Origin of the sequence: Lactococcus hircilactis, from assembly GCF_009601015.1 — a bacterium.
In the GTDB taxonomy this organism is placed as follows: Bacteria; Bacillota; Bacilli; order Lactobacillales; family Streptococcaceae; genus Lactococcus; species Lactococcus hircilactis.
Map to the genome: position 1 here is coordinate 171,980 of NZ_WITJ01000001.1, position 14,983 is coordinate 186,962.

The following is a 14,983-nucleotide window of genomic DNA, read 5'->3' on the forward strand; positions in this document are numbered from 1 at the left end:
GAGTGACCAAATAAATAGGTTATTACTGCTTTTTTATCTGATTATACGAACATCTATTTTTTGACAAAATTCATAATCAGAATATCGCTTTCATTATTGAGATAATTATGCTTAGCACGCATTTACTGATTGAATTAAATGATTTTGGTGTGGTTTATACACGGATAAATGAATAAATTATCACTCCCTCTTTTCTTCATTCTTTTATAGACTATTTTTAAACGCTTTCAACACAATTTGTTTTTGTGTGAATAAATCATTGATGATCTTAATTTTTTCTCTCCCTCTTTTTAATGAGACCGCTCTACACTTGTATTTAAGTGAAAGTACTTTTTATATTTGTTAAATTCTCAAAGAAATCGGCGAGTTAATTTTCATTTAAGATAGTATTGACATTAGCTGTATTAAACTTAATCTTTTTAAATAATTAATAAAATTTATTCTATTCTTTCATTCTAGTTCGCTTCTATTAGTTATTTCAGGTTTATTAAAAATTAAATTTGATTGAGAAATTTATCTTTCAGATAGTTTTGCGGCTAAAAAAATATTTTGCGAGCGATAGATAATACAGGTCAAATAAATAACTGTCATCGTGTACGAATGATAATTAACCTTCTTTTCTTTGCTATTTTTTTAAATCTTGCAAAAGATTTGAATTAATTATTGAATAATTTTCAATAATTATGAGTAATAAAAACTCTCTAAATTTAATTTCAACATCAAATCCATTAAAACCTTAGTTTTATTATACTCGCTTTTTCCCAGCAATTCATCCTCAGATGAAATAACAGGATCAATCCAATCAGCCTTTTTAACATCCACTCTATAGTTGCTAGATCAGCTGAGTTATTTTCCCCAGATTAATCGTTTTCGATGAGTGGATCCACTATTAAACTAATGGCTTGCAACTTTGCGTTATAAGACTCAATTTTTTCATTCAAGCTTTGAAGTTGAGCTTTTCCTTTTTCTTGAATACTTATAACTTCTTGTTCAGCTGCTTCCATCTTGTCTTTGGCTTCTTGTTCAGTTACTTCTAGGATATGGTGTGATTGTTCAATCGTGGTTCTTGCTTCTGCCAAAGCCTCCTGAGTGGGAAAGTCAGCGTAAAGTCGGCTTAATACTTCTGCCACTTGTGCTTTGACTTTAAGTGTTACATTTTCTTGCTCTTGATACTTTTCAAGTGACGCTTGAAGTTTCGCTTTTTCTTCTTTTAAAACTTGTTGCGCACTAAGGGATTTTTGTAAAGCTTTTTCTTGTTGGTCAAAGCGGACTTCTAATTCAGCCAATTGCGTTTGAGAAATTTGGAAACTTTCTGCTTTTTTTTGTAGTTTTTCTAGCTCGATTTCAAGATTCTTATTTCTTGTCACTTCATTTTGGAGAGTTTCTTCTTTTTGGACTAAACGAGTTTCTAAGTCAGCCAGTTGCGTTTGAGAAATTTGGAAACTTTCTGCTTTTTTTTGTAGTTTTTCTAGCTCGATTTCAAGATTCTTATTTCTTTTCACTTCATTTTGGAGAGTTTCCTCTTTTTGGACTAAACGAGTTTCTAAGTCAGCCAGTTGCGTTTGAGAACTTTGGAAACTTTCAGATTCTTTTTGTAGTTTTTCTAGCTCGATTTCAAGATTCTTATTTCTTGTCACTTCATTTTGGAGAGTTTCTTCTTTTTGAACTAAACGAGTTTCTAATTCAGCCAGTTGCGTTTGAGAACTTTGGAAACTTTCTGCTTTTTTTTGTAGTTTTTCTAGCTCGATTTCAAGATTCTTATTTCTTGTCACTTCATTTTGGAGAGTTTCCTCTTTTTGGACTAAACGAGTTTCTAAGTCAGCCAGTTGCGTTTGAGCGCTTTGGAAACTTTCTGCTTGCGCTTTGAGTTTTTGAAAATCAACTTTAAGTCCTTCATTTTTAATTTGTTCTTTTTCAAGCGCTTCTTCTTGCTTACGTTTCTCATTTTCAAAATATTGCATTTTTTCAAGAGTGGAATGGTGCTCCGCCGACAAATGATCGTACTCATTTTGCAAATTTTGATGAATGTGTCGTTCTTTAGCTAACGTATCTTCTTGTGTTTTGACTAATAAAGTTTTATCGTTTAGTTCTTTTTTTATTTGTTCGTGATTGGAATGAGCGTCTTGAACAGAAGTTTGAATTTGTTTTTTATCAATTTCTGACTTAAGCTCTTCTACGTTTTCTAAATGTGGAACTTTTTCAGATAAATTGGCCTCTGAGTCTGCTAGTTGTTTGATCTCTTCCATCAGACGATTAGAAGAAAACCAGCCCCCCTTTTTTTTCCCATCTTTTTTTGCCATGATTACAATTCTCTCAATTCTTTTATTTTTTTGATCGTTGACATTCCATGCCAACAGTTAATCAAGCGCTCAACTGAGCACTATAAAAATAATCTCCTCTCAAAGTTTTTTGAAAGGAGATTATTTCAGTCTATCCTTCTTACTCTAAAGCAGGACTTGTCCCCTGAGTTTAAAATCAACAGCGAGCACAACTTTCAACATCTTATTTTTGTCCTACGGTGATTCAGTCGTACTAGAAGCCGTTTTACTTTGTTGAGAACTACTGGTGCTTTTTTCGTTCTTATCAGCGGTGTTTATGCTTGTGGAAACGGAAGTTTTCGAAGTTGATGTTTTTGGAATGCTAGAGGACTCTTTTTTGTCTTTTGCTTCAAGAATTTGAAGGCGCTTTTCTTGGTTTTGATAATAAGTCTGAGTCATTTTTTGAAGTTGAACATAGCCATTCTCTAACCTGAAAATCGAAAAAACACTGAGTGCTAAACTAAAAATAAGAAGCACATTAACAACTAAGAGAACAAAAAGTTGTTTTTCGTGTAAGAGTGGTCGATAAGCTCTTACATTTTTCTTAAATTCCGGATTTCCTTCTTCTTGAAGTAATTTTTGATAACTCCATTGACGATAAAGGCTCCATAAACTTATGATTAGAAGAAAAACCAAAAGGATAAGTATAATAATATTCATTTGCTTATTGTACCCTTCTACCTTTGCGAACCCAGTCTATTCCAAAGGCGAGGAGACCAAGACCTGACATGGAAGTAAAAGCGATTAATATGGCAAAGATAGGTGCTCCATTATGATTACCAGCAAAGGGAAGCGTTGTTTGTGGACTATCAGGAATCTGCAAATTGATTGTTTGATTGCCTGTAGTTACAGTGAAAGTGTAAGGACTCTTTGCTAATTCATAGCCGACAGGGGCTTGCACTTCAAAAATCGTGTAGGTTTGATTCGGACCAAATAATCCTGCATTGACGTCAAGTTTTCCTGAACTATTTGTCGTTCCAATTGTGACATACGCACTGTCTTTATTTCCATCCGCTGGATAGCTTGTGAGATTTCCTTTGTAAATCTCAAAGCCAGCGCCTGGAATTGGCGTTGCTGCCGCAATTTCATTAGGGTCATAGTTTCCGTTTTTATTGCTGTCAACGAGTGTGCCAGTACGATATTTGAAGATTTCAAGATTTGCTGTACGATTCAGACCGAGGTTATTATAGTACATATTATAGGTACCCGACGACGTATTACTTGCTGTTAGATTGGCAAGAGGAAGCCCTGTATGGCTCCACAAGGAACCACTCGCTGGAGTATCTGTGATTCGATTTGTTCCAACGGTTACTTTTGAATTAATATTGTCAGACGCTGTGCTTTGGGAAAGCTCTTTTGTGACTTGCACTACTTTTCCATTGATCTGAAACTCGACAATATAAGTTCCTTCTGGGAGATTGTTAAAACTATAATTCCCATTGCTGTCCGTATTGACGAGTGAATTGCCTGAGCTATCCACAAATTTATTTCCAAGCATATCGCTGGTAACGAGTTGTTTTTGGTAACTTGTTGTGGCGTTACTTGTCCGATAAAGTTTCACAGGAATATTAGCGACTTTACTTTCTCCATTGTCAAAGAGTCCGTCGTAGTCATCATCATACCAAACAAAGCCTGAGAGGCTACGTCCATAAATCGTCGTCTTAACCGTATTAGAGGTAAAGGCTTCATTGGCGACTGAATTGACCCTCGCATTGTTATAGAGGACAGTACCGTCATGACCAGCACCATAGCTCATTGAGAACGAAAGCGTATAGGTATCATTGGCTGGTAAGTTATCGACATAGACAAGGATTGCCCTTGTATTGCTGATACTGCCTCCTGTATATAGTGAATAACCATTCGCTGTGATGGCACTCTCGGCCGGAAGTGTGTTCGGATCCGTCGTGGCAGAGGCCGTTCCAGACGATGCAGTATAGTAGATACGAGCATTTGTGGCCGCTTTTCCTGTTGCCTTATCAATCACAGTCATTGCACTCAAGGTCGGTGGGTTACCACTTACAACGCCAACAGTGCCACGACCGTCATTATCCCAAGGGAGAACATCCAATAAGCGGACACTATTCATCGTGGTGACTGAGCTCGTATTGCTGAATGGGATGGTGTAGTTGATAGGTTGCAAGTTTGGATCTGTCGGCGTCGCTGGATCTTGTGTTCCGATTTCAGCGGTTGTTTTATCAACCGTTTTGGAGATGGATAGATGATCTTCTACCGCTGGGACTGTCGTTATGACTTGGTTGGAGTTATTACTAAAGGTAATTCCATTAAAGTAGGTTCCAGAGTTGGTCGTTGTATTCGTAATGGCGACCTTGCCATTGGCATCTCTTTGAACTTTTGAACTATCGGTCACATAGACAGGAACCACAAACCGTACGGTATTGTACTTTCCATAAGTATCTGGATTGGTCAGGATGCTTGATGCGGCAGTAAAGCTGAGTGTTCCATTATTGATGGTGGGGGTGAAGTCAGAGGACACGTTGGTGTCTGCTGTCCAACCACTTGGAAAGCTGGTTGCAGAACCTCCAGAGAGATAAGCTTTGATATTTGCTGTATCAACCGTGAGCCCTGGTGGGATGACGTCTGTCAACTTCCAGTTTTCAAGATTAAAGTCAGAGTAATACTGCACTGGGAAGTAAGCGTCCAGCGTATAAGTAAAATGCTCATGAATATCTGACAAAGTATCTGAGCTGACCATGGACTCATCTGAGTCCGAGACATACTTCACTGGTGGTGGAGTTTGAGACGGAGTTATGGTCGCAAACCCTAGGAAGTTCCAGTAATAGGATGAAGCACCTACAGTTGCACCACTCGCAGGAATAGAATTTTGCTGATAGATACTACTAGAAGAAGCCCCATTATAGAGGAAGGAGAATTGCGCCTGCTCAGGTACAAATTCTTCAACATTAGAATGTATTGTGTTTGTACTTGGGTTATAATAACCATATTGTTTATTAAACTGAGCATCGTTTGCGTTGGATGAGTCATTAAATTTTTCGATCATGTTAACGAAGGGAACTTTTGTCCCGCTAGGGATACTAGTATCTTCTGGCTGAAGGGATGTGCCTTTGTAATATGCCCCATTGGCTGCCCAAAAATAATACTGGGGAAACATCGTTGCATCCGAATTCCCGTTTTGAAGTTTTAAGCCTTCGCCAATATTGCCTGCTGTTGCGGCAGGAAATGTCCAAGCACCAGTAGTGGTGTTATAGGCGGACGGTGCAAGTCCTTCTTGATCTCCGTACATTAGCGAATTTTTTATCGGAAATGGTGTCGTGGTCCCCGAATAGTAAAAAGCTAGGGTATACTGTATTTGGGTAACAATACTTTGCGGGTTATTTTTTAATGACCAGATTCCATTTTGCTTGGCAAAATAGAAAGATGTATCTGCTCCTAGATTGTAGGAATTAGCCAGTGCTTGGGTTGCTGTATTTCCAACTTCAACTGCTGTAACTGTCAGCTTAATATCAATGGGTGTTCCTGCATAGTTGACATTAGTGACAAGCAAACCAAAATTAAGCGCTTTTCCGTTTTTATCCGTCGTATAATTAGTTACATTCGATCCTGCCGCAGCGACAGTACGGACTGGAAAGCCAGAAAAATGATAACCTGTTGATAGTGAAGTACCATAAGTACCTGTAGTTGTGAGTGTCCCTGAATTTCCATTGTAGTCTGTCCCAAAAGCCGTTTGAGTGGCGTTTGACATATCAATATAGCGCGTATAGTCGGACGGTGTCCACGTGGAGACATCACTCAGATTTGCAACAGTAATCCTTGAAGCGTTAGCCGTTCCAGGATTTAATGGTGTTGCCAAAGGAGCAATCCCTACTAAGCCATTTTGTTTCAAACTTCCATCAGGATTCAGCGCATTATCAACCGTTATCCCGTCATCAAGCACACCGTTCGTTACTGTTACTGGAGAGCCCGAATCACTCGGAAGTGCAACGAGTTGAAAAGGGTTAGTAGTATCAGCCTCGCTTTTTCCTTGAAAAAAGCTCAGTCCTATCAAAGCAACAATAACAAAAAAGAGGGACAAGAGCGTCAATTTATTGTGCTTTTTCTTCTCTTTCACTTCTCCCCCTTCCTTTTTCTTTTCCATACTTTACACTCCTTTCTTTGGAATAATGATAGATTAGATTTAAAAATAAAATCGGAACCACTAACATCAAGACGACTGGAATAATCGTTTCGAGCGGATTATCTACCGTAAAAAAACATTACACTTTGTATTATATATTTTTACTACCAAATAATAAACCAACGCAGCAAAAAAAAAAAATTAACTGTTTTGTATAATATTTTTGAATTTAGTGAAATATTTAAAGATATTTTTTCAAAAATTAACTAGTTCAAATCATTTTTGTTTTTTTTTATTTTTTTCCCTTTATCTCGTTTTTTGAAATATCAGTCAAGAAATGAAGAAAAGAGAAAGATTTTTTTGAACAACATCTTTCATTATCAGAGACGCCAAAAGAATAAATATCATGGATTGTATCGCTATATGATTTATTATTTGATTTACAATTATTACTCTCTTCTCACATATTCGTTCATTTTTTCATCAAAATTTGCTCCTTCATCACTCCACTCCCCCAGTTCTTCCACAAATTTTTTAAAATCATATCGGCCATTAACTAGGGTATTTTATTCTGAAATTATAGGCAATTTTTCACAAACTAAACGCTAGTTTCCCAAAAATTGTTTAAAATTTCATCTGTTTTATTTCACAAAAAAGCCCCCGAACGCTTACGTGTTCAAGGACTTTTTCTTTTATTTTTGTTATTTCACAATTTGCTTGTTTTTTATCAGTAAAACTCTTCTGGTACGGTTAATGTGGTTATGAATACCAGTAATTCAACATTTGTCGCCATTATTATCATCCCTTATCATTATGAGCGAACTATGAGCATGGGGTTTTGGCAAGTATAAGCAAGCTAATCATTTGAAATATAATAAGCTACGCTCTTCCAAATATTTTACACAAGTATTTGGAAGTAAAAAAACATAATTATTTATTTTTCAATCCCACTAATTCACGTTGCTTACGATTTGCTTCATCTGCAAAGTATTTAAAAACGGTTTTAACTTCCTTAGCTGTTGCCTCACTTGAAAGCTTTCCAAGACTTGAACCATATTTGTTTGCAATTTCTTGTATTTTTTCTTTTTCAGTCATTGATTTTTTCCTCCAATTCCTCACGAGTGTAATTTTGAGCGATAATAAGTTCAACGTTTTCTGCATCGAAATGAACATCAGAAATATTATTATTAAAGTCTTTTAACACAAGATTTAATTCAATCTCAGGAAACTTAGCTTTTGCCTTAATAATATTTTCTCTCGATTTAAAAAATGCATTGATAAACGTTTGTTTCGGAACAACTCGCCCTTCAATTTCTTCACGCTTTTTTGTGAAACTCCATGCAATCAATGGTTCTTGGTATACGTAAAATATTAAGGACTTAAAATGCTTTTTTAAAGCGCGTTTGATGTTGTTATTCGAGCTAATTAAAGCAAATGTTGCATCCAAAATGAATGAATACCCATTTTCAATCACATATCTGAAAGATTGTTCCACTAACCATGAAGCAGCTTTTTGAAATTTGCTTGAGTTCTTTCCGTTATAATCAGGAAATTTTGAGCGAAAATAGTCTGCATCAATCACAACATAATCAGGGTAAATTGAAGCAATGGAGCTTGCAACTTCACTTTTTCCTGCACCGGGACTACCAGCCATGAATACTGCTGTTTTATCTTCAAGTTGTTTTTTATTTGATACAATATCAGCAATAAATTGATTTTTGTGTGCTTTTGCATATTCTAAATGAATATCAAACTCTTCCAACATTCAATTCCCTCCTGATTTCTTGATATACTTATCTTAACATATTTTTAGATTATAGGTTAAAAATTTAGGCTCTAGGCGCCATATTAAAGTATTCAAAGATGGTGAGTTTTTTTAAAAAATGTTAGAGCCAAAATTTACTTTTAATTAGTCAGCTACTATTGACTCATCACTGTGCCATTTTTTATAAGCTTCTTGTACTGTAATTTCACGCATAAAATCATATACTTCTTGATTAGCAAAGATCTTCGTAAAAGTATCGTTTCTAACTTAATGACCATTATATTATGTTCAATGATCCTCTGCTAGCATATAATAAATTTATCGGTCTATACTCATATTCTTGGAGAGGTAAAAGGGTATTTAATTCGGCAATTATAGGCAATTTTTCACAAACTAGGAGCTAGTTTCACAAAAATTGTTTAAAATTTCATCTGTTTTATTTCACAAAAAAGCCCCCGAACGCTTACGTGTTCAAGGACTTCTTCTTTTATTTTTGTTATTTCACAATTTGCTTGTTTTTTATCAGTAAAACTCTTCTGGTAAGAGGGCATCTGCCAATTTGATGTTATCTGCGTAATCAATTGGGACGTCAATGACGACAGGGCCTTCGTTTTGTGGGATGGATTTGATGATGTCGTGCAGTTCTTCTGTGGTTGTGGCGCGGTAGCCTTTAGCTCCCATAGATTCGGCGTATTTCACGTAATCGACTGGTCCAAAATCTACTCCTGATGAGCGACCGTATTTCTTTTCTTCTTGGAATTTAACCATATCAAAATGGCCGTCATTCCAGATGATGTGGACAATTGGAAGATTTAGGCGAACTGCTGTTTCAAGTTCTTGGCCTGTAAAGAGCATGCCGCCATCTCCTGACATTGAATACACTCTTTTTCCTGGGCGAAGCAATGCTGCGGTAATTGCCCAAGGAAGGGCAACACCGAGAGTTTGCATGCCGTTTGAAAAGAGAAGGTGACGTGGTTCGTAGGATTTGAAGTAGCGGGCCATCCAAATATAGAGTGAGCCGACATCAACAGTAACAGTTTCGTCATCTTTTACAATGGATTGGAATGCATCGACAAATTCGAGTGGATGAATCAATCCTGCCTCATGATGGATATTTTCTTCACGGGTATTCATAATTTTGCGAAGATTTGTGAGGTAATCAACCGAGCCTTGTGGTAATTTATAACCGATCAATGCTGGAAGAAGATTATCTAACGTTTGTGAAATATTTCCGATCAATTCACGTTCTGGTTGGTAGTATGTGTCGATTTCTGCAATCGCATTATCAATGACGACGACGCGACTATCAATTTCAGCATTCCAGTTCCGTGCTTCGTACTCAATAGGATCATACCCAACTGCAATCACTAAATCTGACCGTTTTAAAAGCATATCTCCGGGTTGATTTCTAAATAAACCGACGCGTCCAAAGAAGGTATGCTCTAAATCGCGTGAAATTACACCTGCGCCTTGGAAGGTTTCAACAACTGGAATCGCAACGTTTGATAGAAGGTGGCGCAATGCTTTGGCAACAATGGGATCTGATCCTCCTGCACCGACAAGAATGACTGGTAATACGGCATTTTTTATCGCTTGTGCGAGGTAGTTAATGTCATCAATGGAAGCATTCCCCATTTTTGGCTCTGACATGGGTTTGATGGCTTTAGTGTCGATTTCGGCATCCGTGACGTCTTGTGGAATAGATAAGAAACTTGCACCATGTTTTCCTGATTTCGCTAAGCGCCATGCATTTGCAATGGATTCTGAGAGGGTCGCTGGATCTTGAATTTCTGCAGAATATTTTGTAATCGGTGCAAAGAGTGCTGCGTTATTCATTGATTGGTGCGAGCGTTTGAGCAGGTCACTTCGTTTCACTTGGCCACCAATAGCAAGAACTGCATCTCCTTCTGCGGTAGCTGTCAAAAGTCCTGTGGCAAGATTTGAAACACCTGGGCCACTTGTAACAAGGGCTACTCCTGGTTTTCCAGTCAATCTGCCTACTGCTTGTGCCATAAATGCTGCACCTTGCTCGTGACGTGTGACAATCAGTTGTGGTGCTTTTTCATCGTTTTCAAGACGATCGAAAACGTGGTCAATTTTTGCACCTGGAATTCCAAAAACATATTTGACACCGTGATTGATAAGACTGTCCACAATGAGATCTGAGCCATATTTTTTTTCAGCCATTTTTTTCCTCTTTTTTACTAATTTTAATAAACTTTACTTGTTTTCAATCTATATTCTATCAGTTTTCACAAACTTTTTCAAAAAATCAAATTTATTTTTATGAGTATAAAATGAGAAAATCGCTTTCATCATGATAAGAATAATGTGTAATCGTTTTTCATTTCATGTCAAAGTTGTGGTGATTTGACCGACGAATGTCACTAAAGTTTGTGAATCATTAGACTTCTTTTTGTAAACTTTGCAAGCGATACATGTCTGCGTAATATCCATTTAACTTTAATAATTCATCGTGGTTGCCGCGTTCGATAATTTTTCCTGCTTCTAAAACTAAGATTTGGTTTGCATCTTTGATGGTAGATAATCGGTGTGCAATCGCCATTGTTGTCCGTCCTTGACGCATATTTCCAAGCCCTTTTTGAATGAGCGCTTCGGTTTCTGTATCAATATTTGCTGTGGCTTCATCAAGGAGTAAGATTTTAGGATTTCGAACCATTGTTCGTGCAAAATTGATCAGTTGACGCTCGCCTGCTGAAAATGCGGCTCCGCCTTCGATGACTTTCGTGTCAAAGCCGTGTTCGAGTTTATTGATGAAGCTGTCAGCGTGGACAAATGTGGCTGCGCTTCTTGCAGCTTCGTCAGTAATGACAGGATTCATCATTTTGATATTATCTGTGACACTGGCGACAAACATGAACGAATCTTGTAATACAAGTCCTATTTTCTTACGTAATTCTGTTTTTGGGTAGGCTTTGATATCGACATCATCAATCAAAACTTCTCCTTCATAAAACTCATAAAAACGCATGAACACATTGATAATGCTTGATTTTCCAGATCCCGTGTGTCCGACAAATGCAATTGTTTCGCCCGGATTAACAATAAATGAAATATCTTTTAAAACTTGATGCACTCCATCATAAGAAAAATTAACGTGACGAAATTCGATTTTTCCATTCAAAATATTTCTGTCAGTACTGACAGAAGGTACTGTTTGATTGGTTGGTGCTTCTTGAGTTTCTTCCATGATGGTTTTGATTCTGCTTGCAGAAACGATTCCATTTGAAAAACTGGATAAAGAATCCATCAGACTTGAAATGGGTTGAAAGTAAATTTGGACATTACTGATGAATGCGTAAATCAAACCTGCAGCAACAATGGTGTGCATGCTGCGTGCTGAAAACATGACTAAAACAACAATAATGGAAAGCCCCATTAAAAAGTTGACCAGTGGGCTAAGAAGAAGTCCGTTGATTTGTATTACGCGTCTGCGATAGCCATAATAAGCTTCGTTGGTCGCTTCAAATTCATCTTTAAGTCGTGTTTCTTGTCGAAATTGCTGAATGATGCGCATGCCTGAAATGTACTCATTTAATTTTGTATTCAATTCTGAGCGTTTTTTTAGCATGAGCTGATATACTTTTGTGGAGATGCGCTGATACAGCACGACACTCAACAAAAGAATCGGGACAAACAAAAGCATGATCAAAGCGATTTTGTGATCAATGACAAAAAGTGCAGTAAATGCAATGATGATCGATAAAAAACTAGTGACAGCGTTAAATAACATTTGCCAGAAATTGAATAAATCTGTATCGTTTGTGACCCGTGTAATCAGCCATCCTGTTGGTTTTTGATCAAAATAACGCATGCCAAGCGTGTGTAACTTTGCGTAAACGATTTTTCTGATGTGCTGATTGACAAAAATGGAGCCATTTTGTAAATAATTCCATTTAAAGAAAAAAGCAAGTGAATTGATGACATTTAAGACAAAATACAAAATCGCAAAAAACCAAATGATTTGATCTGTTGCTTTTTGCGTTTGCAGATATGAATCCATAAACGTTGAGATGACAAAAGGCATGAGCGATGCCAAAATCGTCGTCAAAACACTGAAAACAAAGGCAAGAATAAAATATTTTTTAAATGGGAGAAGAAATTTTAAGATAAACTTAAAAATCGTCCAATTTTCTTTGAAAGATAACTTTTCATCATTATTTTCCATTTGAAAGGCTCCTTTCATTTTCTGTCAGTACTGACAAAGGAGTTAAATCGCTTTTCGTCAGTGCTGACGAAGCACTTAAGTGGCTTTCGATTTGTTGCATTTGCCACATTTTACTATACCATCCTTCATTTTTGACGAGTGCTTCATGTTTTCCACGTTCTGCCACATGACCTGAGTCAAGCACTAAAATCTCATCTGCTTCCATGACTGAACTCAATCGATGACTCACAATAATTGTTGCAAATGCATGTTTTTGTTTCTTCAGATTTGTTAAAATAATGTGTTCTGTTTTTGCATCTACTGCTGACAAGGCATCATCCAAGATTAAGATTTTAGGTTCTACCAAAAGTGCTCTTGCAATGGATAATCTCTGCTTTTGTCCGCCAGATAATGACACACCACGCTCTCCAACTAAGGTGTCATACCCGTTTGAAAATTCAATAATGTCCTCATGAATTCCCGCAAGTTTTGCCGCACGCGTGACTTCTTCTTGTGAAGCATCAGCTTTTCCAAAACGAATGTTATCAAAGACGGACATTGAAAATAGGAAGTGTTCTTGTGGCACATAACCGATCGAGGTGAGATATTCATCCAATTGATATTTTTTTATTGATTGTCCTGCATAAGAAATTTCACCATCGTAATGATCGAATTCACGCATCAAAAGTTTGATAATACTGGATTTTCCTGCTCCAGTGCGCCCAACAAGTCCAATCAAATTTCCAGATTCTAATTCAAATTTTAATTGATTAATTCTGATTTTTTCTTCATCTGGATATGAAAAATGGTGAACGTCAAAAACTAATTTTCCTTCTTCTGGCATTAAAAGTGTGCCATCTGAGGTTTTAGATTGCGCTTCTTGGTGAAGTAATTTATCCACACGACTATAAGAAGCCCGCCCACGCTCCATGACATTAAATAATAACCCAATCGCAAACATTGGCCAGACTAAATTTCCAATATAGGTCATAAATGAAACCAATTGCCCTAAACTCAGGACCTGATGAACCACATAATAGCCTCCCAATAAAATGGTCAACGTATAAGAAATTCCTACGATAAAAGTAATCAATGGATCATACATTGAATCAATGCGATTGACTTTAACAAAAGCTTGGTCAATGTGGTCTAATTTCTCTTGAAAATCCGCTTTATCCTGCTCCTCTTCTCCGAATGATTTAATCGCTTTCATTCCTGTGATTGATTCTTGAACTTTGTCGTTCATCTCAGAAAAAGTTTCTTGTGCTTTTTCAAAGCTTTCGTGAATATGATCCCCCAGTGTTTTTGATACTACTGCTAATAGAGGGAGCGGTAAAATGGCAATGATTGTCAAACGCCAATCAATAAAAAGAAGCATTGCAATAATTGTAGTCCCACCTGTCATCACAGAATCCGCCCAAGTCAAAACACCCAATCCAGCAACTTCTTGGATAGCACTCAAATCATTTGTTGCATGAGCCATTAAGTCACCCGTTCGATTTTTCTGATAAAAAAACGTATCCATTTTTAGAAAATGCTCAAATAATTTTGCCCGCATGATTTTTTCTAATTTGAACGCTTCTCCCCAAATGTTCGTGGACCAGATGTAACGAAACGCATACTCAAATGCAGCGGTCAGTAAAAGCACTGACAAATAAATTGTCAGTACTGACCAATTGAGCTTGTGCTTTACAATCGCATCAATTAATTTCCCGATGATGAGTGGTGGAACAAGGTGTGTCAATGAAACCATAAAAAGAGCAAATAAGCCTATGCCGTATCCTTTTTTTTCTGATTTAAAAAACCACCACAGTTCTTTAAAAATTTTCATAAAATGCTCCAAATCCTTTGATTTGTTCTAATCCTATTACTTATCACATTAAAACATAATTTTCTAAATATTATTATACCATAAAGGACAAAAGCAAGAAACCCCTAAAACAAAAGAATCCTGCTGAATTTCAATTCTTTTCCAAAAAAAAACGAAGTTTTTACACTTCATTTTTTTATTCAACTCATTTTTTAGCTATTTAAAAATTTAATCGCTTTTGAACCACGTAGTGCCCAATACAATGCAGCAAACGCAAGCGCATAAATCGCACCCTCAAGAAGATTGAAGATAATCACGACAAGTAAGTAAGCCGAAATTCCTCCAGGAAACATTGATTTAATATCAAAACCAGCAAATTTTGAATACAGCGGAATTGCATAAACATAATTGAGGATGAGCATCGCAAGCGCTAGAGCGACCGTTCCTAAAATTGACGCTAAAATGAAACTTTTAATCGTGAATTTCTGTCTTAAAAAGAACCAGATCACCAGCATAAAAACAGAAACCGCAACAAAGTTCATCGGTAAGCCAATCCATGTGTTGATGCCTTGATTATTGAGCACCAACCATAAAAGTGTGCGTACAATTAAAATCGCAAATGCACTGGATAAACCAAACATGAAAAGTCCAATTAAAATGGGTAAAATCGTGAAATCGACTTTTAACCATTGTGCAGCTGGAACCAATGGAAATTGGAACATGGAATAAGACAAAACGAACGAAATCGCGCTCAAAAGCGAAATGAACGTCATTTTGCGTGTACGAGAATTAGACATAAAAAAAGCCTCCAAATAGAAAAATTAATTCT

General features: G+C 36.9%; 9 protein-coding genes. All 9 read right to left on the reverse strand.

Annotated features, from left to right (window positions below):
* Positions 1-860: 860 nt before the first annotated feature.
* Positions 861-2,300, reverse strand: coding sequence for a coiled-coil domain-containing protein (locus GHI93_RS00800; protein ID WP_153494702.1), 1,440 nt, complete (start codon positions 2,298-2,300; stop codon positions 861-863).
* A 213-nt stretch (positions 2,301-2,513) separates the two neighbouring features.
* Complete coding sequence (locus GHI93_RS00805) at positions 2,514-2,978, reverse strand: hypothetical protein (protein ID WP_153494704.1); 465 nt, start codon at positions 2,976-2,978, stop codon at positions 2,514-2,516.
* Between the two features lie 4 nt (positions 2,979-2,982).
* Entirely contained in the window at positions 2,983-6,432 is a 3,450-nt protein-coding gene (locus GHI93_RS00810) for a SpaA isopeptide-forming pilin-related protein (protein WP_153494705.1), read from the reverse strand.
* Between the two features lie 909 nt (positions 6,433-7,341).
* Positions 7,342-7,506, reverse strand: coding sequence for a hypothetical protein (locus GHI93_RS12795; RefSeq protein ID WP_170272353.1), 165 nt, complete (start codon positions 7,504-7,506; stop codon positions 7,342-7,344).
* A complete protein-coding gene (locus GHI93_RS00815) occupies positions 7,499-8,173 on the reverse strand; it encodes a zeta toxin family protein (RefSeq protein ID WP_153494797.1) in 675 nt (224 codons plus the stop codon). The genes GHI93_RS12795 and GHI93_RS00815 overlap by 8 nt, the downstream gene beginning before the upstream one ends.
* A gap of 525 nt (positions 8,174-8,698) precedes the next feature.
* Positions 8,699-10,363, reverse strand: a complete 1,665-nt coding sequence (alsS, locus tag GHI93_RS00820) for an acetolactate synthase AlsS (RefSeq protein ID WP_153494707.1) — start codon at positions 10,361-10,363, stop codon at positions 8,699-8,701.
* Between the two features lie 217 nt (positions 10,364-10,580).
* Positions 10,581-12,365: an ABC transporter ATP-binding protein gene (locus tag GHI93_RS00825; RefSeq protein ID WP_153494709.1), complete on the reverse strand. Its 1,785-nt coding sequence runs from the start codon at positions 12,363-12,365 to the stop codon at positions 10,581-10,583.
* The gene (locus GHI93_RS00830; protein ID WP_153494711.1) at positions 12,355-14,175 is read right to left on the reverse strand and encodes an ABC transporter ATP-binding protein; all 1,821 of its coding nucleotides are present in this window, start codon (positions 14,173-14,175) and stop codon (positions 12,355-12,357) included. Before GHI93_RS00830 ends, GHI93_RS00825 begins: the two co-directional genes overlap by 11 nt.
* 191 nt (positions 14,176-14,366) lie before the next feature.
* Positions 14,367-14,951, reverse strand: a complete 585-nt coding sequence (locus GHI93_RS00835; protein WP_153494713.1) for an ECF transporter S component — start codon at positions 14,949-14,951, stop codon at positions 14,367-14,369.
* Positions 14,952-14,983: the final 32 nt, after the last annotated feature.